This is a genomic window from Kitasatospora sp. NPDC032150, from assembly GCF_055579945.1.
Window position 1 is genome coordinate 39,776 of record NZ_JBVIMH010000010.1, and the last position, 19,759, is coordinate 59,534.

Here is a 19,759-nt window from a genome sequence, read left to right on the forward strand (position 1 = left end):
CGACTCTCGCGACCCCTCGTAAGATATGCTGGCGCCATTCACCTATTACAAGCTGAGGGGGCGGCGGTGTACGACGTCACGGTCGACGAGCTCGTACGGATGTGGATCGATGGCTGGATCGTCTCGCGGGGCGCGTCCGATCCGATCGACGAACCGTGGGGCTGGACCATCGACATGGGGCAGGCCGCACATGTGTCGCGGCATGTGCTGCCCGAGCCCCGCGAGGCCGACGTACGCAAGATCGTGGCCGACACGAGTGCGCCCGGGACGTGGCTGAAGCTGTTCGCGGCGGACGACACCGTACGCCCGTGGCTCGGGCCCGGCTGGCGGCTCGACCAGCCCGGGTTCCTGATGACCGTGCCGCTCGCACCCGAGCGGCCCGAGGTGCCGACCGGCTACACCCTGACCAAGTGGACTCGGGGCGGTGTCACCCGCGTGCTGGTCCGCACCACCGAGGGGCACTTCGCCGCGCGCGGCCAGGTCGCCCCGACCGGCCGCACCGCCGTCGTCGACCAGATCGAGACCTCACCGGGGCACCGGCGTCGAGGCCTCGGCAGCTTGGTCATGCGGACCTTGCAGGACACCGCCCACGCGGCCGGCGCCACCACCGGCGTGCTGGTCGGCACCCCGGACGGGCAGGCGCTCTACTCCACACTGGGCTGGACCACCCACTCCCCCATGGCCAGCCTGTGGTTCGAGCCCTCCGAAACCGACTCCTGAGGCACTGCGGCCCGACGGGGTCGACTCCCCACCGCGGCCCGGCCGACCCAACAGGCCCGGTACTGGCGGACCCGTCTTGTTGAGAGGCTGCCCGGCTGCAGGCAGGATGGCCCTTTCGGCTGTGCGGCGTCCGGGGTGAGCCGCCAGTGCCGCCGTCATCCGAACCTGACCGCGTCCCCCTGCTCGATCCGGCCCGGCCGCACCACCTGCGCGTACACCCCGGCGCACGGCAGCGCGGCCGTCCCCGGCATCGGCTCGGCCCGGTTCTCCCGGGCAACCACTCGCAACGCCTCGGGATCCGGCGGCAGTTCGCCGTGGGCCAGGGTCGGGACGGCGCAGCGCGGGGTCAACGCGGTCACCCGCAGCCGCAGGTCCGGTCCGACCAGCAACTCCCGGTCCAGCCAGTCGTTCTCGGTATAGCCCTCGGCCTGGTCCGTCCGGATCACCAGGTTGGGCCGGTACCTCCGCCACACCGCTCCGGTACGGTCCAGCGTGGCCGTGGTGATCAGGTGTACGGGCGCGAAGTCGAAGAACGTCCCGGAGGGCGCGCCCCTGCCGAACCGGCTCACGGTGTAGGGCACTTCGGCCGTTGCCCCGGCGGCGAGCACCTCCTCCGGTACGGCCCGGTCGAGCTCGCCGTCGGCAGGCGGCTCGGCGATCAGCGCGACCTCCCGCCCGAGCAGCCGGGACAGCGCCCCCGAGGCGCCCGAAGCCTCGGCGGCACGAAGCCTCAGCCCGTCCGGCCCGGTGATCTCAACACCGTCCGGTCCGGTGACCGTCGACAGCTGCAGCAACTCCCGCCAGCGGCTGGGGTACTTGGCACTGGCCACCTTTCCGGTCGCCAGGTCCAGCAGGGCCAGCGCTCGGTCCCCGACCAGCCCTCGCTCGGTCACCTCCGCGTGTGGCAACTCCTCCCCCAGCAGGGACTTCACCGGGTAACGGCACAGCAGTTCGATCTCCATCCCGCCATCCTGCCGGATCCCGGTGGACGGCGGCTCGGTCGACCGCCAGGTCGTCGCCGTACCGGCGGGCCAGTGCCACGAGAAGTGCCACGCCCACGAGCACTCGCCACGCCACCGAGCGTGTCTCCGCGAGCGGCGCGAAGCCGTCAGGCCGACCGGGCGCCGGTCCCGCCGGCCCGGTCCTTCTCCTGGGGCCGATCAGGCGGGGGGCGGACCGACCGTCTCCGACCACCGTGCGGTCCGTGATCGTGGGCGGTCGGACGGCCCGGCCGCCCACACTCTGCCCGCGCCGTCGGCGTCGGCCTGTTCACGCCAGGAGGAGCGATGCGGCGACGGGGGCGAGGTAGACGAGGGGGAAGGGGATGTGGGCGTAGGAGCGGGCGCGGATGATGGTGATGACGGCGCCCAGGAAGTAGAGGATCAGACCGACGGCGGCAAGGGTGCCGATGACGGGGACGGCCAGTCCGATCAGCACGCCCACGGCTCCGGCAGCCTTGGCGGTACCGAGCCAGGGCCACCAGGAGCGGGGGACACCGTAGTCGGCGAGGGGCTTGACGACGAACCCGGCGCGGGTGAAGACGGCTCCGGCGGAGAAGCCGGCCATGACGGCGCCCAGAACGGTGACGACGACGTATGTGGTGGACATGATGGAAGGCGCTCCTCATCGGGCTCAGTTCGCCGCAACCGGTTCGGTGCGGCCTCACTGGACTGACCCCGCTGCCCGCGCGAATGTGACAGGTCGGAGAGACGAATTTCCCACTCGCCCGGAGCGCGGCGGAAGTTCGAGTCCCCGGCGGAGTGCCGTCGCCGGATGACGGCCTCCCCGTCGACATCCACGACAAGGCGCAGCAGTGGCTCACCTCCCGTACCGAGGCCCTGATTCCCCGGAGACGGCAGACCTTGAACGCAGCAAGGGGTCCCGTGTCGCACCCACCCGCCACCACGTTCGCAGAGCCTCCCGCCGGTCACCACACCCCTCTGGCCAATAAGATGATCAACAGTCAGATTTAAGCTGTACTCGAGCACTTGGGAGACAGGAGAGAACGATGAGAATAGCGAAACACACGACGGCCTCACGGACGCGGCCGAAAGACCCGGGGGAGAAGATCCTCGTGGGATCTATGGTCGCCTGTCTGATCGCAGCGCTCGCCGCCCCGCTGTTCGGGGACGACCCGAAAGCCGTCACAACCCCCTGCCTTATGGCCCTCCTGATCGGAGCGAGCCTCGCGCAGCACCGGAAGAAGCAGGGACGGTAGTAGGCTCCCGCAGCCAACCGCGCCTCACCACCCGACCGCCTCGCAGCAGCCGGGTGGTGAGGCCCGTCGCGGGCCGGCGCATTGCTCAATGCCCTCGCCGGCGCCTCGGAGACAGCGCGCTGAGAGTCGCCGCCACGGCAGCTCCGAAGAGCAGGCCGCCCCATGTCGGCGCGGCCACCGTCCGGTGCGAGACCGTGCCGTAAACGAAAGTCCCAAGACCTCCACCCACGAGGAAGAACACGCCGGCTCGAAGCCCGAACCACCATCTGGGGCGATCTGTACCAGAAGTCACGACGGGCATTGTTACGCACGTCCACCCGTCACCGAGGACCCAGGGGCCTCCGGATCCCGGCCGGTGCTCGTCCGCTGGAAGGAACGCGTCGGGGTGGAGCTCCTCGTCCGTGACGTCGACCGCGATGGCGGAGGCTACCGTGACTCTCGGAAGCCGTAACTCGCCTTCGGCGCAACGGGACATCAGCCCTGGTCCGGACGTCGGGACCAGAGCGCCAGTCCCACCGCGACGGCCGAACAGGCCACCGCCAGCGCCGCGACGATCCGCCCCCACCCGCTGGGGGCCACGGATGCGTAGGAGGCGAGCAGTACGAGGGCGCTTGCGGCATACGCCGCGGCGGGAACCCAGCGGCTGCGCAACTGTCGCAGCCCCGCCGGACCGGCGGCCGCGTCCACGCACAGCAGGTAGCCGAGCAGCAGCGCGGTCACGCAGGCCGCTGCCCAGATCGGCGGTGTGGACACGGCGGACAGCAGGACGCAGCCGACCGCGAGCGCCGTGTTCCGGTGCCGGACGAGCTGCGCGCGTCGGCTGAAGGTGACCGCGACGGGCCGCCGTACGGTCGCCGGGCTCGCCCACCAGGCCGCCAGCGCGGCACCGGCCGGCACCAGTACTGCGGCGAGCGGGCCTCCGGGCAGAGCGACGGGTGCGCTGGCTGCCACGGCCAGTGCTGTCCCGAGGCTGCGTGCGAGCCGGACCGCGGTCGGCTGGTCGGTCATCGGTTCCTTCCACGGATACGGGCGCGCTGCAGCGGTGCGAGCGCCAGGTCCAGGCCTTCGCCGGGCCGCAGCCCGAGCACCGGGATTCCCCGGCTGCGCAGTGTGAACCGGACGGCCTCGCAGTTCGCGTGCCACAGCTGGAGGGCGAGGTCAGCGATCGTGTCGTGCGGGTCGAGCTCGGGGTCGCCGGTCGGCACCTCGATGACCACCAATGGGTTGCCACGTTCCGTCAGGTCGTGCAGCACGTCCAGGATGCGCTGGTCGCCGAGCGGCGTCAGCACGTACACCAGGGCGTCGGCCGGGATCACCGGCCGGGGCAGGCGGGGGATGTCGGGGACGTGGTAACCGAGGTCCCTGCGCACCTCCAGGACGGACTCCACGAGACGGTAGAACTGGGCTGCCCCGCTTCCCGGCTTCAGCCAGTGGGTACTGCCGCCGACCGAGACCACGCCGACCCGGTCGTGGCTGCGCAGGTACGCGCGGGTGATCCCGGCGGCGGCGCGCAGCGTCTCGTCGAGGCTGGAGGTGCCGTGGGCCGGGTCGAGGAAGTCGCCGAACGCGTCGATCAGGACGACGATGTCGGCGGTGCGCTCGGCCACGAACTGGTTGACCTGGACGGTGCCGCGCCTGCTGGTGGAGGGCCAGTGTATGCGCCGCTGACGTTCCCCCCGGACGTATGGACGCACCCCGGCCACCTCCACGCCCTCGCCGCTCTGCCCGGCGGTGTGCTCGCCGATCCGCTCGGGCAGCCGGACCTGAACGGGGGTGAGCGAGGACTGCGAGGGTGTCGGGAAGACCTGGACCTCGCCGAGGTCGACCCGGACGGTGCGTCGGGTCAGCCCGCCGCGGTCGTGGACGTCCAGGTCCACCGCACCGAGTGACCAGCGGCCCCATCGACGGGCGGTGAGCTGGAGTTCGACCGTCGTACCGGTCGTCTCCAAGCTGCCGAGCTCGATGCCGGGCCCGGCGTAGACGCCCGGATCGACCCAGCCGACGACCCCGTCGGAGGAGAGCTCGATCCGGACGTCGATGGTGTCGTTCTCGAAGACGCGGCGCCGTCCGACCTGGGCCCGGGCGTCGAGCCGGGCCGGGCGGCTTCGGCCTGCCGCGGCCAGGACCAGGAGTACGGCCGGACCTGCGGCTAGGGCCAGCAGCCAGGACCTCCCGGTGAGCAGTGCGAGGGCTCCGGCGACCGCCGACACCGTGGCCAGCCGCAGCGCCCGCTCGCTCGCTCGCCAGTGGGGCGGGGGTTCGGCGGGCAGAGCGGCGGGAGTGGAGACCGGTGCAGGGCCCAGGGCCCGGACCACGCTGCGCCGGTCCGCCTGGTCTCTCGGCGTGCCGTGCACGGACCGGTCGATCTGTCCGGTCCGCCGGGTGGCCCGCACGGGAGTCCGTTGTACCGAACCGCCTGGCCGACCGAGCCTCATCGGTGAACAGCCGGGCCGGGCACCGTGTTCGGGGCTGCGACCCTCTCGGTCAGTTCGGCGATCACGTCGTCGGCGGCGATCTGGCGCACCCACAGTTCGGGGCGCAGCGTGACGCGGTGGGCGAGCGCGGGGACCGCCAGGCCCTTGATGTCCTCCGGGATCAGGTAGTCACGGCCGTCCAGCACGGCGCGGGCACGGGCGAGCTGGATCAGTGCCAGGCCGCCGCGTGGAGAGGCTCCGACCTGGATCTGCGGGTGCGAGCGGGTGGCGTCGATCAACGCCACCACGTAGGAGACCAGGTCGTCGTCCACCTCGACCTGCTCCAGCGCGGCCCGCATGGCCATCACCTCGTCGGGATCGGCGAGCGTCCTCAGCACCGTCTCGGGAGTGGCGCGGTCCAGCCTTCCGCGCAGCATCGCGGCCTCCGCGGCCACCGACAGGTAGCCCATCCGCACCCGCAGCAGGAACCGGTCCAGCTGGGCCTCGGGGAGGGAGTAGGTGCCCTCGTACTCGATGGGGTTCGCGGTGGCGATCACCACGAACGGGTCCGGCAGCGGCCGGGTGACGCCGTCGACCGACACCTGGGACTCGGCCATCGCCTCCAGCAGGGCGGCCTGGGTCTTGGGTGGGGTGCGGTTGATCTCGTCGGCCAGCAGGAGGTGGGTGAAGAGCGGGCCGGGCCGGAAGACCATCTCGCCGCTGCGCTGGTCGTAGAAGGGGGCGCCGGACACGTCGGAGGGGAGGAGGTCCGGCGTGAACTGGATCCGCCGGAAGTCCAGGCCCAGCGCCGTGGCGAAGGAGCGGGCCAACAGGGTCTTGCCGAGACCGGGCAGGTCCTCGATGAGGACATGGCCGCCTGCCAGCACGCCGGACATCACCAGTTCGAGCGTCTCGGCCTTGCCGACCACGGCGCGGCCGACCTCGTCGAGGATCCGTCGGGCACGCTCCCCCGCCTGGCGGGGAGTCAGGGCCGGGGTCGACGGCCCTGCGTCGGTCGGATGGGTGCTGCTCACTGCGCTCCTACGGTGCTGTTGTCGGTCAGAGGCTGGAGAGGCGGTCCACGGCGGCGCGGAGCACCGGCGCGGGGACGGGTTCGGATATGACGGGGCGCGTGGGGTCGATCAGCGGCCAGACCTCGGGACCGACCAGGGCGGCAGCGGCCTGGGGCCGGTCGTGGAGGGAGACGGCGTGCCGCTCGGCCAGCCGGGCCGCGTACAGCCACTGCAACCGCTGTCGGAGCACCTCAGCGCCGTCGCCCCGGCCCGTCAGTCCGTTCTCCACCACCCGGCGCCAGTCACCGAGGCCGGCCCGCTGCTCCTCGATCAGCCGCAGGGGGCCACGCAGCGCGCTGTCCTGGGAGTGGAAGCCCGTCGTGTAGCGGGCGGTGACCAGGGCGACGGCAGTGATCACCGCGGCTCCGGCGGCGGCCGCGCGGAGCCCGCCGACCAGCGCGAGAGCCGTCTCGGCACCTCCGGCCACCGTGCAGAGCGCCGCGAGGATCCGTGGGGTTCCCGGAGGAAGGATCGGCCTCACCGGGCTCCCGCCCCCGACCGGCGCGCGGTCCGACGCTCCGTCCGGCTTCTCGCCGTGCCCTGGCCCGTCCGGGAGTCGTGCTCCGCGAGTTGGGCCGCGATGGCGTCGAGCGCCGCTCGGGCCGATTCCAATTTGCCCGGGTCCAGCGGATGGCTGGAGTAGCGCGCCTCACGGAACAGCGCGGTGAGCGCCAACGCCTGCGGACCGGCGAGGAGGCCTGTCGCTCTCGCTCGCTGCAGCAGATCGGCCGGGCTGTCCGAAGCCCGGCGGACGACTCCGGAGTCGGTCAGCGACGTCTCCATGGCGGCGTAGCAGGCGATCACCGCAGCGCGGACGTCGGCGCCGTGCAGGGCCCGGCGGCCCTCGTCGACGGCATCGGCGAGGGCGCGGCCGGTGAGCGGCTCGGTGCTGCCGAGGTTCAGCGACTCCGGCTCGCGGCGGCGGCAGCCGAACCGCCGCCACAGCACCACGGCGCCGACCACGGCCGCGAGCACCACGAGCAACAGGCCGACCACGTCCAGTAGTTGGCTCAGGTCGAGCCGGGTGGCGGACCGCCCGTCGGGCACCGGCCCGGGCATCTGCGAGGGCCCCTGCGGCGGCAGGGTGACGGGAACCGCCTGAGCTCCGGGCCCGGTCGCTGTCGGCTTGTCGTCCTGCTCGGCGGGCGGAGCCAGGAGCCACATCAGGGTGATCGGCACGATGACCGCCGCGATCGGCAGGAGCACCGTCCCGGCCGAGGCCAGGCGCCACGCCATCGGGCTCACCGTGTCCGCCCCGCGGGCGGACCTCCGGTGGTGGACCGTCAGCACACCACCGCCGACGGCGCAACCCAGGGACAGCAGCATGACCATCACCCGGTGTCCGGCGAGCGGCCCCGACCTGGACGCGGGCCCCTGACCGGAGGCGGATTGCAGTGCCAGTGCTGCCAGCACCAGCGCACCCGCGACCAGCGCCGCCACCACGAGCCGTGGCCGTGCCGGCCGATCCGGTATTCGGCTCGTACCTGTGCTCATGCCGCTCTGTTCCCCCGCTGTGCCGGCACGGCACTAACCGCCGAACCGGTCGTCAGAGGGAGTCTCGCACAACGATCGAACATCTGTCAGCGCCCGACCGATTCCGTCTGACTGGATATCACATGACTACGGGCGACCGGGCATACGGACCGAGAGGACGGGGCCGCGGGTTCGGATCCCGCCACCCCGAACCCGTGGGTACAGACGGCTCGCAAGGGTGGGCGCAGTGCTCCGGTCGGTGAGTCAGGGCGGCCCTGGCGCTGGGCGACATCGAGCGATGGACTGTCACCCCGGTGTGCGATGATCCTGAGCCGTGATCTCCGCCGAACAAGTGATCAACCGTGCTGGTGACGAGGGCGTGATGCCGTTGCTCACGCTGGACGAGGCCCTCCAGTTGGGTCCGGGGATGGAGGCCGCCGCCCCGGACACCCCGCACATGTGACGCGCGGGGGCCCGGACGCACTCGAGGCGCAGGCGGCGCACCCCAGCAGTGCCCCCGCGACCACGGCACACGCCCGGATTCGGCTCCCTCGCAATCGCACGGACCACGCTGGGCGCCCGCTCCCAAACGATCGTCCTCGACGCCCCTGTGCGCTCACGACAGCCGCCACCGAGCCGTCGCAGGATGCCGCTCGTCATTTCGACCGCCGACCGTCACGGGCTTGAGCGCCTTCATCGATCGGCACGACCCACGCCGATCGTCAGCCACCTCGCCAGATGTTGTCGAAGGCCGCTTTCTCAATGGATCGCCGCTGCCGTACGGCCTCCAGCTCCACCAACGCTCCATTGACCTCGGCGAGCACGTTCTCCACCGCGTCGTCCTCCACCGCGCCGCCGACCACGCTCGGCGTGTCTCCGATCCCCTTGCCACGGATCCCGACGGCCGCCCCGAGGGCGGCGAGCACGGGCTCGCTCGCGGCCCAGCGATCCCCCGCCAGACGGCGGTCAAGCGAATCGACCAGCACCGGCTGACCGATCCGCAGAGGCATCCAGTGCCGACGTCGCCGCGTGAGTTGCCCCTCCGCCTCGAAGGCGTCCAGGTACGCCGCGGCCAGGCCGCGGCCTCTGCGCCACAGCCAGTCGCCGACCGACTCGTACGGTGATTCCCGGACGAGCGACGCCGCGGCCTGATCCAGCAGGCGATCGGTGATGGCCGTCCGGTGGCCGGGCACGATCCGGTCGCCGTCCAGCGTGGCGGCCCCGACAGCCAGGAGGTCGATCAACTCGGCTCCCGCCAGCGCAAGCGACAGCTCGCCTCGCTCCACAGGGCGACTGGACTCCATCTCCATGGCAGTGATCATCAAGTCCCGGGATGTGGTCATGGCAGGCTCCACGCGTCAGGGCGTCGGCAAGCGGTGCGGCACGTCGGCTCGTCGGGCACCCCGCATGATGCCCGGCTGCAAGGTCACCTGCCGTGATCGCTGAATGCAGGGCGAGCGGCTTCGCGTGCCGGGCGGCACTCGGACCGCCGACGAGTACTCCCACGTACGATCCTAAGGAGCGAGGACGGCCGAACGCTCGTCGTCCAGGAGCCGGGCCACCGGGGCGCAGGCCGATGGCGCCCGGTCGGCGGCCTGTTCACGCCGGCGCCGCGCCTCGGTTCGTCCGGCTCGGCCCGGCCCCCTCCTGCACCAGCCGAGGCACGGTCCGGGGCTGGACCACGACAGGGCTCCTTCGACGCGGCCATGGCGGTCATGACCGTCCACCACTGGCCCGACCTGCAACGCGGGCTCGGCGAGTTGCGCCGCGTCGCCCACAGGCAGGTCGTCTTCACCTGGGACCCGGTCCACCGGCCGCAGTTGTGGCTGCTCGAGGAGTACCTGCCGGAGATCCGCGAGTTGGAGCACGCCCGGTTCACCCCGCTGACCGAGCTCGCCGACGCGCTCGATGCGCACACCGTGCTTCCCTTTCCCATCCCGCACGACTTCACCGACGGCTTCCAGATCGCCTACTGGCGCCGCCCCGAGTTCTACCTCGCCCCGGTCGTCCGGCAGGCCAGCTCCACCTTCGCGCAACTGCCGCCCTCCGTTGTGGAGCCGGCCATCGCTTGGCTACGCGCCGATCTCGATTCCGGCGCCTGGCATCGCCGCCACGCCGACCCGCTTGGCCGGCAGAGCATGGACTACGGGTACCGGCTGCTCATCGCAGGTGGGTAACCGACCGTACAGGAGAGCGTCGCGCCGGCACCGAACCCGCCCGCCCGCTCACCAGGGCAGTGGCCGCCCGTGGCGGAAGAACCCTCCGGAGGGGCCGGAGTCGGGGAGGACGGCCGCCCAGACCACGCTTGCGGCACCCGGCTCGACGGCACCGCCGCCCGGTCCGCCCATGCCGGTGGCGACCCAGCCCGGGCAGACGGAGTTGACCAGGATGCCGTCCGGGCGCAGTTCGGCGGCGAGTTTGCGGGTGAGCGCGTTGAGTGCGGCCTTGGAGATCCCGTAGGCGGGAGTCCCGCCGGACATCTCGGTCAGTGAACCGGATTCGCTGGAGACGTTGACGATGCGGGGGTGGGCGGAGCGCCGCAGCAGGGGAAGGAACGCCTCGACGGTCCGCCACGCCCCGAGGAGGTTGGTCTCCAGCGTGCGGCGGACTTCGTCGAGGTCGACGTCGACGGCGCGCGCCTCGGTGTCGTAGTTGATGGCCGCGTTGTTGACCAGCACGTCGACGCGGCCGAACTCCGCTTCGACGGAACTCGCCAGCTGGCGGACGAGGTCGGGATCAGTGACGTCCAACCTGCGCGGCAGGACGGCACCCGGCAGATCCGGCAGGCGGTCGGCGGCCGCCTGCGCGTCCTCGATCCGGCGTGCGCACAGCAGCACCGTGTGGCCGAGATCGGCGAGTTGGCGCGCGGTCTCCTTTCCGATTCCGCGGTTGGCGCCGGTGACCAGCGAGATCGGTGCGAGAGGATCCATTGTCCATTCCTTCTGATCGGTGGCCCGATCGGTGGTTCAGTCGGTGGTTCAGTCGGCAGGTCAGCCCGTTGCGCTGAGGACGCTCTTGCCGTCGATGGCGCCCTCACGCAGCCGCCGGACTGCGGCCTCCAGTCTGTCAGGGCCGAACTCGGCTATGACGTCGATCCTGATCCTCCCTTGGCCGAGGAGTTCGATTGCCCGTTCGTGCGGAACCTGCCAGGCGCTCGGGATGAGTACTGCTCAGCAGGTTGCTGTTGCAGGCCAGAAGCGAACTTCCTTCCATCTGGCGCTCGTTGGTGCCCAAGCCCCTGGAACGTACGACGGCCGTCCTCGTCGAGCAGACACCCGGAACTCACACCCGCTGAACGGGCCCCGGTGCGGCGGGCGATCGAAACCCGACCGCCGATCCCGGCATGCCTCCCAATCGCTCTCCCGCCGAGCGGTCCTCCGCCGATCGCTGCTCTGCCGATCGCTGCTCTGCCGGTCGGCGGAGGACCGGTCGACAGGGTGACTCCTGAGTACAAGTACTCAGGCGCCGGAACGACTTCGTGTGGAAACTGGCGGACGGCCCGTCAGGATTCCGCAGAAGGGGAAAGCTCGTGGGAGCTCTGTGGTCACCGCCCGACCAACCACACCGGTCCACACCGCGCAGGTCCGCATCCGGGAAGCGGCCGATGTCGTGCCTGGAGATGATCGGCTGCGCGCTCGCAGTCGTCCTGGCGCTCGGCGGCCTGCTGGTCCTCGGGGTGCTGGTGCTGCTCTGGACCGGCTCGATCCGGTTGTTTCCGAACAAGTGAGGGGTGACGGATGATCTCCCGACCGACAGCCGCCCGTATCCGCGTGCTGATCGCACTCAGTCGCCCCGCCGTCGCTCTGCTCTTCGCCCTCTACGCCGCACTCGGCCTCGCCCAGGCCGGCCACGCGGAGGACCGGCTGCTGCTGGCCGAGTGCCTCGTACCGGTCATGGCCTTCCTGCTCTGCTCGGTCTGTGTCAACGACCTCTCCGACCAGGCCATCGACCGGGTCAACCTTCCCGGTGACCGGAGCCGGCCACTTGTCACCGCCGCCGCCGGAAGCCGGGATCTCGTCGTCATGGCCGTGGTGTCCGCCGCGGTCGCACTCGGGGCGGCCTTCGTGCTCGGGCCCCGGCCCGGGCTGCTGATGCTCGCGGCCCTCGCGGTGAGCGCCGGGTACTCGCTGCGCCCGGTCCGCCTCGCCGACCGGGGAGCCGTCGCGGCCCTGGTGCTTCCGGCCTGCTACGTCGCACTGCCGTACCTGTTCACTCTCACCGCCACCCGCGCTGCCCTCCAGGCGCGCGATCTGCTGATGCTCCTCGGGCTCTACACGGGCTTCATCGGCCGGATCCTGCTCAAGGACTTCCGCGACGTGCGCGGAGACGCCCTCTTCGGCAAGCGGACCTTCCTGGTCCGGCACGGACGACGCGCGACCTGCCTCTTCAGCGCCTGCTGCTGGACGGTCGGCAGCTGCGTCATCCTGGCCGCGACTCCTCGGCCCACGCTGGTCCTCGGCTGTTCCTACGCCCTGTGCCTCGCCGCGGCGTCGCTGATCCTCCGCGCGCTGGCGGGCGAGGTCGGGCACCGGCGGGAGGAGGCGCTCATCGCCGGCGCGGCGGCGATCGGCCGGGGGATGCTGATCCTGCAGCTGGCGCACCTGGCGATGGATCAGGCCGGTTGGGGTGCACTCGCGCGGTCGACGGGCGTGGGTGCGCTGCTGGTGCTCGTACTCGCTCAGACCATCAGCGTGGTGCGGCACGGCCCGGCAACCGATCTCACCATCGCCGCCCTGCAGACGGAGGCAACTCCGTCACCTGACGGGCGCGGCCGGCCGAAGGCCGACCACCCCGCGGCGAGAGCCTGACTGCCTGCGCCCGTCCGCCTGCGCCGGTACCGAGCAGTCGGGCGGCCGGAGCGTGGTCCGGCGGTCTACCGAAGTCCACCTGCCACCACTGCCGAGGACGTGTCCCCGGCAACGGCCCTCGACTTCAAGGGTCTTGCGACTGACACCGGGGGGAGCAGCGGGACGGCGGGGCGTGCCGTGCCGCTGCTCCCCCGCCAGAGCGGCGAGTACGGCCCCACCGCCGGCCCAGCTTGCGGCAGGGGCCGAATCGCAGCCTGCCAGGGCCTCAGGCGGACTCGGCCGCTTCCCTCCTCGCCCGGGACCGGCCCAACCACCATGATCCCACCCCCACCAGCACCGCCGTCCCCAACGCGTACACCGGCAGCCACCTAGTCGTCGTGAACGCCAGGCAGTCATTGACGGCTTGTCGGCTCTGGAAGTTCTGCGCGTACGCCATGTCAGCACCGTCTCGACCGGGCGGATTGCCCAGGGCGACCTGCTCCCGCATGTCCTCGTACCTGCCCAGCTCGACGCACCCGGTGCGGGTGCCCGGCATCGGGAAGAGCCACTTCCAGCGCTGCAGCGCCGGGGCCAGCGCAATCGCCACGCACAGGCCGACGACCAGCGAGTACGCCGCCACACTCCGTACGTAGGCGGACCGTAGACCAGGTGTCCAGACCGGCAGACGGCCGAAGGAGAGGATCACCGCGAGGAGCGTCAGGCCGAGGTACGCGGAGAACCATTCCCACGACCCCTCGGCGAGTGAGGCCGTCAGTACGGCAGCGAGCGCGATGCCGAGAACCCCGGCCTGACCACCGGCACTTCGACTCGCACCGGCTGCCACGGTGCCCGGGATGCCTTGATGGCTGTGGTCGTCCACGGTCTCTCCTGCCTGTCGCCGGGCCATCAGTGTCCGGCCGCAGCACCCCGCGCGCGCTCGCACCATGCCGGTCCGCCTCACGGCCTCGCCCGGTTGGCGTGACCAGGCACCCGTCTCCCTACACCACCTCAGAGCGGCAGCACCGGCAGCAACAGCCACTGACACCGCACCTGCCTGGGCGCTCGGTCATCAGCTCTCGATCAGGACGGACGCATGGCCAAAGAGGGCCGTGTCCAGATGCTCTCGTGGCAGATGCCGAAGGCCTTGGCCACCCGGGCCTCGGGTGCCGCCGCGGCGATCCGCATCGCGACGGAGTCCCGACCGCCGGTCGTGGTCAGGACCGGGCCGGCCGTTCCCGGCACCATCGGCACCATCGGCACCGTGCGGTCCAGTACGGTCCGACCGGCCAGCTCGGCGGCCAAGAGCCCGGCCACCTCCGTCGCAGCCACTGCGGGCACGGCGACCAGGACGGCCTCGCCGAACCGCGCCGCATCCGCCAGCCCGCCGCTTCCCGCAGCACCCACGCCGGCCGCGGCCCGGGACGCCGCCACGCGATCACGGCCGCCCACCAGGACCTCGTGCCCGGCTCGGACCCAGGTCCCGCCAAGAGCCGCCGCCATGGCGCCCGTTGGCCAGTGGGCCCAACTCGAGCCACGTCGCGCTGGGAGGGAGGCCGGGACGGCCGCGGATCCGTACGACTGCCGCCTGCACGCACCGCCGGTGTCATCGCCGCCAGGCACTATGTCATCCCCAGATAGGCGTCAAGCGCGGCCGCGCCCGCCAGCATCGCCAGGCCCCGCGCCGTCAGCCGGTCGCGCCACTCCCGCAGTGTCGCCTGGAGCGGCTCCGGTCCGCCGGCCGCCCGCACCCGCTCCAGCACCCGCGCGATCTGCTCCAGCCCGTGTCCGCCCCGCCGCAGCTGGTGGGCCAGCAGCACGTCGCGTACGTCGGCGGAGGTGTAGACGCGGTAGCCGGTGCGCGGGTCGCGCCGGGGCACGATCAACCCGACGCGCTCCCACTTGCGCAACGTCGCGGGCCGGATGCCGAGCCTTTCCGCCAACGGCCCGATGAACGTCACGCCCGGCTCCAGCTCACGCGGCGGCACCAAGTCGCGCAGCGCCCCTTCCACGGCCTCCAGCGTGCACCGGTCGTCGGCCAGCTGTGCGTGGCTCTCGTCGATCAGCGGCAGCGCCTCATCGACCGCGCCTCCGTTCACCGCCCGCATGATCGCCCCGGCGGTCGCGTGGCCGTGCGCAGGGACCAGAGCAAGGAACGCCCGCAACGCCGCCGCGTGGCGCGGAGCGTAGACGCGGTAACCGTGCGGCGAGCGCTCTGCCGGCGGCAGGATACCCGCCTCCTCGTAGTTGCGCACCGCCTGCGTGGACAGGCCGTGCTCGCGCGCCAGATCGATGGGCCGCAATGGCATTTTGAAGCTCTGTCTTCGTCAACGGCCGGAAATACCAGAAAAGTTTACACCGAAGGTTCAACGATACAGTTGAAGTCATGACAGCCCCGATCCGGGACGCCGCCCGTACCTTCAGCGGCGGCGCCCTTACCGCGCTCCTGTCCCCAGCCACCCGCCTGCTCGGCCTCGGCGAACCCACCCACGGCGTCGAAGCCTTCCCCGAGTTGCGCAACGAGCTCTTCCGCCACCTGGTCGAACACCGGGGCTACCGATCGATCGCCATTGAGAGCGACTGCCTGTCGGCGACAGCCGCCGACGCGTATGTCGCCGACGGCATCGGGACCCTCGACGAGGCGATGAGCCACGGGTTCAGCCACGGCTTCGGTGCCTCACCCGCCAACCGCGAACTCCTGTGCTGGATGCGCGCCTACAACGAGCGGCTCCCTCCGCACGATCGGCTCCGCTTCTACGGCTTCGACGGCCCGCTGGAACTTACCGGCGCCGCCAGCCCCCGCGCGGCCCTGGCCGCGCTGCACGACTACCTCGCCACCCACCTCGACCCGGCCTGGAGTCGCGAGACCCTCGACGAGCTGCTCGGCCCCGACGAGCGCTGGACCAACCCGGCCGCCCTCATGGACCCTGCCCAGTCCGTCGGACGCACCCCCGAGGCCGGGGAACTCCGCCTGATCGCCGACGACCTGCGCGCGCTGCTCACCTCGCACGCCCCGCACCTGACCGCCGCCACCTCCCCCGACGACTTCTGGCGCGCCGACCTGCACGCCCGCACCGCCGCCGGACTCCTGCGCTACCACGACGGCCTGGCCGACACCGCGCCCACCCGCGTCAGTACGCTCATGTCCCTGCGCGACGCGCTGATGGCCGACAACCTCGACGCCATCGTCCGCCGCGAGGCCCGTCGCGGCCCCACCCTCGCGTTCGCCCACAACCGCCACCTGCAGCGCGACCAGAGCCGGGTGCAGTTCGCCGACCTGCCGCTCCAGTGGTGGAGCGCGGGCGCCATCATCGGCACCCACCTCGGCGACCAGTACGCCTTCGCCGCCACCACCTTCGGCTCCCGCGGCTCCGACGTCCCCCACCCCGACACCCTCGAAGGGCTCCTGTTGACCCTCCCCCACGCCCGCGCCGTCATCGATCCCTGCCGCCTCGCCACGGCCCTCGACCGGAAGCCGACACCCCGTGTCCCGGCCGACCACACCTACCTCTCCCTCGACCCGGCCACCACCGATCAGATCGACGCCATCATCTTCGTCAAGGAGATCTGAGCCGCCCGTGGTGGCGACGCGCGCACCGGGCCCGGTCGGCGCTGCACGCGCTAGTACGTCGTGATGCCGGTCTTGGCGAATCGGTCCCGTTCGGGCCGGGGCTCCCGGCCGGGAAGGTGCTGCCACCGGGTCCCTGCCGTCTCGCCGAGGGCAGCGGATACCTGCTCCGGACTCATCCCGAGTTGCACGGGCCCCACTCCGACCGACGGGGTGGATGTACACCGGGCGCGGTCCTCGTCCGTCCTGACTCCCCAGCTGCCCGTCGACTGCGCCTCACCCGCACCGGATCCGGCCGTCGCCGGCCTGCTGCTTGCCGCCCCCGATGTCATCGAGCAGGCCGAGCAGGATGTCAGGGGTGTCGGGTACACCGTGCAGACCGGAGCAGACGTGGTGGACCGTGCCCCACTGGCCGCTTCCGGGCTCGCCCGGGACGACGACATGCCGTGTCCAGCGCGCGAAGGTACCATGCGCATCCGGAGTACCCGACGACCGCGAGGTCGGAGTTGCGGCATGGGTCGGGTACCCGCACGCTGTACCTGGCAAGCGACTTGATGACGCAGAGAGGCGGTCAGGTTGCAGGACCATTCGAGCCCGGTCAACCTCCCCGATCCTTGGTGTGGGTGACGCGCGCCGCCTCACCGGCCGGTATCCCGGTGAGTCCGGTCTCGACTATTCAATGACCTTTCCCAGTACCGGAATCAGGCAGGCGGGACACGGCTTCACGCGTCCCCGTCGAACTCCGGAGCAGGTGTACCGGAGCGCACTTCCTTCCAGCACGCGATGCGGACTCCCCGCTCGATCCGTGGTGTCCGCCGACCGTCTGGTCCGCAGTGGCCCAAGTGGTCGGAGTGGTCGGCGTGTACGGCCACCGGTTTGCCACCGCCAGCCATCAGCGACAAGGAGCCACAGGCCATGGGTGGAAAGCAGAAGACACTCGCCATACTGATCGGGACCGCGCTGGCAGCCGGACTCACCGGCCCGGCCTTCGGGTCCACCGCCGCTCAGTCACCAAGCCCGCGCGCCACCGCCCCGGGGTCCGGGATGTCGGTCGTGGAGTGGAACCGCGAGCTCATAACCATCCTGAGCGATCCGAAGGCGCAACCGTCCACCGTCCACCCCACGCGCAGCTTCGCACTCCTCCAAGCCGCCGAGTACGACGCGGTGGTGTCGATCACCCGGGCCGACCCGGCCTACCTGTTCTCGGTGTCGGCGCCGCAGGGCGCCCGTCCTGATGCCGCGGCGGACCAGGCGGCCCACGATGTGCTGGTCGCCCTGTACCCGGCCAAGCGCGCGGACGTGGACCAGCGGCTGAACAGCCAGTTGTCAGCCATTCCCAATGACTCCGGCAAGCAGGCGGGCATTCGCGTGGGAGCCGCGGTCGCCGGCCGGCTGGTCAGCCTGCGGTCCGATGACGGGTCCTCGACCAAGCCGTTGCCGTTCAGCGCCGGCACCATGGCCGGTGACTACCGGCCCACGCCGACCGACTTCCCCACACCGGTGTTCACCAACTGGGGCTCGGTCAAGCCGTTCGTGCTGACCAGCGGAAGCCAGTTCCGCCCGGCAGCACCGCCGGCCGTGAGCACCTCCGAATACGCGACCGCCCTGGCCGAGGTCAAGAGCCTTGGGAGCAAGACCAGTACCACTCGCACCCCCGATCAGACCGCGGCTGGTGAGTTCTGGGCGGCCGCACCCGTATGGAACGTCTGGAACCAGGTCGCACAGGGCCTTGTCACCTCCGAGAACGCAAGCCTTGAGAAGGCGGTGAAGGTCTTCGCCAGACTCGACCTGTCCCTCGCCGACACCACGATCGCGATGTACGACGCCAAGTACGCCTACCGCGTGTGGCGGCCCGTGACCGCCATCCGGCTCGGTGGTACGCGCTACAACCCGAACGTCGTCGGTGACCCCAACTGGACTCCCCTGCTGCCGACCGCCCCGGATCCGTCCTATCCCGGCGCCCACGGCGCCCTCAGCCAGGCGGCGGCAACGACGCTCACCGGGATCTACGGTGCCCAGCACCGGCTCGCGGTGACGTCGAAGGGGGTCACCCGGACCTTCGCCGGCTTCCAGGACGCCGCCACCGAAGCATGGCTCAGCCGGGTCTGGACCGGTCAGCACACCTCCATCGACAACCGCGCGGGCCAGCAACTCGGCACGCAAGTGGCTGATTTCGTGGCTCACCACCTCTGACCGCCCGCACCCGCGGCGCCAGCGCGCCGCGGGTGCGGTGGCCAGGAGCGGGCTCGTGAACTGGCGCTGGCCCGCGGCCCGTTGCAGGCCGTGATCTCCTCGTCGACCGCGGTCCCGTCCTTCATGATCGCGATTCGCCGCAAAGTCGAGAGCTTCGCACGCCTCAGCCGCCCGGGCGCGGGCCGCCGGCTCCCCCGGGCTGCGCGCCTGCAACCGCGTCCCGTGGCCGGGCCGTCGGGGGCGCCTGGACGCGGAGCCGGGCGGTGCGGATCAGCAGGTAGCCCAGTGCCGCCGCCGTCTGGAGGACGGCGATGCCGATCAGGTACCGGGGCGCGGAGTTCGGGGTCGCCAGTCCGGCGAGGGCTGAACCGACGGCCGCGGCGGAGATCTTCAGTCCGGCGCCGATGGTGAACACCTGGGTCCGCATGGCCGGTGGAGCATGGTCGGCGCGCAGCCGTAGGGTGGCGGTCAGCAGGAGTCCGTCGCAGGCACCGGCGATCGCGAAGAAGGCCCCAGCCGCGAGTGGCGAGGGGACGATCGCCGCTGCCGCCAGGCCGGTGCCGGTGCCGGTGCCGAGCATGCCGAGCACGGCGAGGCGGTGCGGCTGCACGGCGGGCCGCGAGCGGGCGATCGTGACGGTACCGACCAGGGCCCCGGTGGCGAACGCGGTCATGAGCAGGCCGCCTGCTTCGGGATGGTTCCGGCTTTCGGCGAGAAGCACCGCGATCGTGGTCAGCCCGCCGATGCCCACGAAGGCGAGGGACGTGGCCGCCGTGATGGCGCGCAGTTCCCGGTACCGCCAGAGCGTCGCGAGTCCCGATACCAGGTCACTAGATCCTCACCGAGCACGGCCGCATCACCTGGGGCGTCTGCGCGGCGCCGAAATGCCGGAACTTCTATCTCGGCATCGGCCCCGGCTGTCCTCGCCGCTACTGCTCCACCACCTGCGCATCCCGCGCACGTGTCGCGGAGCACCGCCGCCGCAGGCAGGCGGAGCGGACGCCTTCTCCTACGGAGGCGCAGTTCTGAGCGGCCGACGATCCCCCATCGCCCCGGCCCGGTTCTGCCGCTGAACCAAGCGAACGGCCCGAGATCAGCTGGGTGGCCACGAACACCGCGGCGGACGACGCCCACATGATCCGGGTCAACCATCAGATCGGGTACCGCACCGACGGTACGGTCGCCGACGTCGAGGCCCGCATCGATGCCCTGGAAACCCGCTGACCCCTCCCACGGAAGGCCGATGGCCCTGGCCGCCCGGGCACCCGCGCGCAACTCACGTGCCACTGCCGCGAATCGGCGGCCGGCGGTGGGGC

General features: G+C 71.6%; 22 protein-coding genes. 9 read left to right on the forward strand and 13 right to left on the reverse strand.

Annotation, left to right across the window (positions count from 1 at the left end; all coding sequences use genetic code 11):
• Positions 1 to 66 precede the first annotated feature (66 nt).
• Positions 67 to 720 (forward strand): GNAT family N-acetyltransferase, encoded by a 654-nt coding sequence (locus tag ACZ5ON_RS14195; protein WP_465590790.1) that lies wholly within the window; start codon positions 67 to 69, stop codon positions 718 to 720.
• 155 nt (positions 721 to 875) lie between these two features.
• On the opposite strand, the gene ACZ5ON_RS14200 is transcribed toward ACZ5ON_RS14195, so the two are convergent.
• The 7 genes from ACZ5ON_RS14200 to ACZ5ON_RS14230 form a co-directional block, all read right to left on the reverse strand.
• Positions 876 to 1,682, reverse strand: coding sequence for an MOSC domain-containing protein (locus ACZ5ON_RS14200; RefSeq protein ID WP_465590792.1), 807 nt, complete (start codon positions 1,680 to 1,682; stop codon positions 876 to 878).
• Between the two features lie 307 nt (positions 1,683 to 1,989).
• Positions 1,990 to 2,328, reverse strand: a complete 339-nt coding sequence (locus tag ACZ5ON_RS14205) for a DoxX family protein (RefSeq protein WP_465590795.1) — start codon at positions 2,326 to 2,328, stop codon at positions 1,990 to 1,992.
• Positions 2,329 to 3,412: 1,084 nt separating this feature from the next.
• A complete protein-coding gene (locus ACZ5ON_RS14210) occupies positions 3,413 to 3,946 on the reverse strand; it encodes a hypothetical protein (RefSeq protein WP_465590798.1) in 534 nt (177 codons plus the stop codon).
• On the reverse strand, positions 3,943 to 5,331 hold the full coding sequence (locus ACZ5ON_RS14215; RefSeq protein WP_465590801.1) for a DUF58 domain-containing protein: 1,389 nt from the start codon (positions 5,329 to 5,331) through the stop codon (positions 3,943 to 3,945). Before ACZ5ON_RS14215 ends, ACZ5ON_RS14210 begins: the two co-directional genes overlap by 4 nt.
• A 38-nt stretch (positions 5,332 to 5,369) precedes the next feature.
• Positions 5,370 to 6,386 (reverse strand): AAA family ATPase, encoded by a 1,017-nt coding sequence (locus tag ACZ5ON_RS14220; RefSeq protein ID WP_465590804.1) that lies wholly within the window; start codon positions 6,384 to 6,386, stop codon positions 5,370 to 5,372.
• Between the two features lie 25 nt (positions 6,387 to 6,411).
• Entirely contained in the window at positions 6,412 to 6,906 is a 495-nt protein-coding gene (locus ACZ5ON_RS14225) for a hypothetical protein (protein ID WP_465590807.1), read from the reverse strand.
• Positions 6,903 to 7,919, reverse strand: coding sequence for a DUF4129 domain-containing protein (locus ACZ5ON_RS14230; protein WP_465590810.1), 1,017 nt, complete (start codon positions 7,917 to 7,919; stop codon positions 6,903 to 6,905). The genes ACZ5ON_RS14225 and ACZ5ON_RS14230 overlap by 4 nt, the downstream gene beginning before the upstream one ends.
• A 313-nt stretch (positions 7,920 to 8,232) precedes the next feature.
• On the opposite strand from ACZ5ON_RS14230, the gene ACZ5ON_RS14235 reads away from it, so the two are divergent.
• Positions 8,233 to 8,361, forward strand: a complete 129-nt coding sequence (locus tag ACZ5ON_RS14235) for a hypothetical protein (RefSeq protein WP_465590814.1) — start codon at positions 8,233 to 8,235, stop codon at positions 8,359 to 8,361.
• Between the two features lie 259 nt (positions 8,362 to 8,620).
• Here the strand turns inward: ACZ5ON_RS14235 and ACZ5ON_RS14240 are convergent, their stop codons facing one another.
• Positions 8,621 to 9,241, reverse strand: coding sequence for a GOLPH3/VPS74 family protein (locus ACZ5ON_RS14240; RefSeq protein ID WP_465590817.1), 621 nt, complete (start codon positions 9,239 to 9,241; stop codon positions 8,621 to 8,623).
• A gap of 363 nt (positions 9,242 to 9,604) precedes the next feature.
• Here ACZ5ON_RS14240 and ACZ5ON_RS14245 point away from each other — a divergent pair, with 363 nt between their 5' ends.
• The gene (locus ACZ5ON_RS14245) at positions 9,605 to 10,075 is read left to right on the forward strand and encodes an SAM-dependent methyltransferase (protein WP_465590820.1); all 471 of its coding nucleotides are present in this window, start codon (positions 9,605 to 9,607) and stop codon (positions 10,073 to 10,075) included.
• 48 nt (positions 10,076 to 10,123) lie between these two features.
• Here ACZ5ON_RS14245 and ACZ5ON_RS14250 read toward each other — a convergent pair whose 3' ends face one another.
• Positions 10,124 to 10,828, reverse strand: coding sequence for an SDR family NAD(P)-dependent oxidoreductase (locus tag ACZ5ON_RS14250; RefSeq protein WP_465590823.1), 705 nt, complete (start codon positions 10,826 to 10,828; stop codon positions 10,124 to 10,126).
• 674 nt (positions 10,829 to 11,502) lie between these two features.
• Here ACZ5ON_RS14250 and ACZ5ON_RS14255 point away from each other — a divergent pair.
• Both ACZ5ON_RS14255 and ACZ5ON_RS14260 read left to right on the forward strand, forming a co-directional pair.
• Positions 11,503 to 11,625, forward strand: a complete 123-nt coding sequence (locus ACZ5ON_RS14255; protein ID WP_344638913.1) for a hypothetical protein — start codon at positions 11,503 to 11,505, stop codon at positions 11,623 to 11,625.
• A gap of 10 nt (positions 11,626 to 11,635) precedes the next feature.
• Complete coding sequence (locus ACZ5ON_RS14260; protein WP_465590828.1) at positions 11,636 to 12,706, forward strand: UbiA family prenyltransferase; 1,071 nt, start codon at positions 11,636 to 11,638, stop codon at positions 12,704 to 12,706.
• Between the two features lie 265 nt (positions 12,707 to 12,971).
• Here ACZ5ON_RS14260 and ACZ5ON_RS14265 read toward each other — a convergent pair whose 3' ends face one another.
• From ACZ5ON_RS14265 to ACZ5ON_RS14275, 3 genes are all read right to left on the reverse strand, one after another.
• The gene (locus tag ACZ5ON_RS14265) at positions 12,972 to 13,565 is read right to left on the reverse strand and encodes a hypothetical protein (protein WP_465590831.1); all 594 of its coding nucleotides are present in this window, start codon (positions 13,563 to 13,565) and stop codon (positions 12,972 to 12,974) included.
• 200 nt (positions 13,566 to 13,765) lie between these two features.
• A complete protein-coding gene (locus ACZ5ON_RS14270; RefSeq protein ID WP_465590834.1) occupies positions 13,766 to 14,185 on the reverse strand; it encodes an NAD(P)-binding domain-containing protein in 420 nt (139 codons plus the stop codon).
• Positions 14,186 to 14,304: 119 nt separating this feature from the next.
• On the reverse strand, positions 14,305 to 14,991 hold the full coding sequence (locus ACZ5ON_RS14275; RefSeq protein WP_465590837.1) for a MerR family transcriptional regulator: 687 nt from the start codon (positions 14,989 to 14,991) through the stop codon (positions 14,305 to 14,307).
• Positions 14,992 to 15,068: 77 nt separating this feature from the next.
• Between ACZ5ON_RS14275 and ACZ5ON_RS14280 the strand changes: the two genes are divergently transcribed.
• Both ACZ5ON_RS14280 and ACZ5ON_RS14285 read left to right on the forward strand, forming a co-directional pair.
• Complete coding sequence (locus tag ACZ5ON_RS14280; RefSeq protein WP_465590840.1) at positions 15,069 to 16,253, forward strand: erythromycin esterase family protein; 1,185 nt, start codon at positions 15,069 to 15,071, stop codon at positions 16,251 to 16,253.
• A gap of 912 nt (positions 16,254 to 17,165) precedes the next feature.
• Positions 17,166 to 18,443, forward strand: coding sequence for a vanadium-dependent haloperoxidase (locus ACZ5ON_RS14285; RefSeq protein WP_465590843.1), 1,278 nt, complete (start codon positions 17,166 to 17,168; stop codon positions 18,441 to 18,443).
• A gap of 163 nt (positions 18,444 to 18,606) precedes the next feature.
• On the opposite strand, the gene ACZ5ON_RS14290 is transcribed toward ACZ5ON_RS14285, so the two are convergent.
• On the reverse strand, positions 18,607 to 19,116 hold the full coding sequence (locus ACZ5ON_RS14290) for a hypothetical protein (RefSeq protein WP_465590846.1): 510 nt from the start codon (positions 19,114 to 19,116) through the stop codon (positions 18,607 to 18,609).
• Between the two features lie 182 nt (positions 19,117 to 19,298).
• Between ACZ5ON_RS14290 and ACZ5ON_RS14295 the strand changes: the two genes are divergently transcribed.
• Complete coding sequence (locus tag ACZ5ON_RS14295) at positions 19,299 to 19,472, forward strand: CGNR zinc finger domain-containing protein (protein ID WP_465591292.1); 174 nt, start codon at positions 19,299 to 19,301, stop codon at positions 19,470 to 19,472.
• 72 nt (positions 19,473 to 19,544) lie between these two features.
• Positions 19,545 to 19,667: a hypothetical protein gene (locus tag ACZ5ON_RS14300; RefSeq protein WP_465590849.1), complete on the forward strand. Its 123-nt coding sequence runs from the start codon at positions 19,545 to 19,547 to the stop codon at positions 19,665 to 19,667.
• Positions 19,668 to 19,759 lie beyond the last annotated feature (92 nt).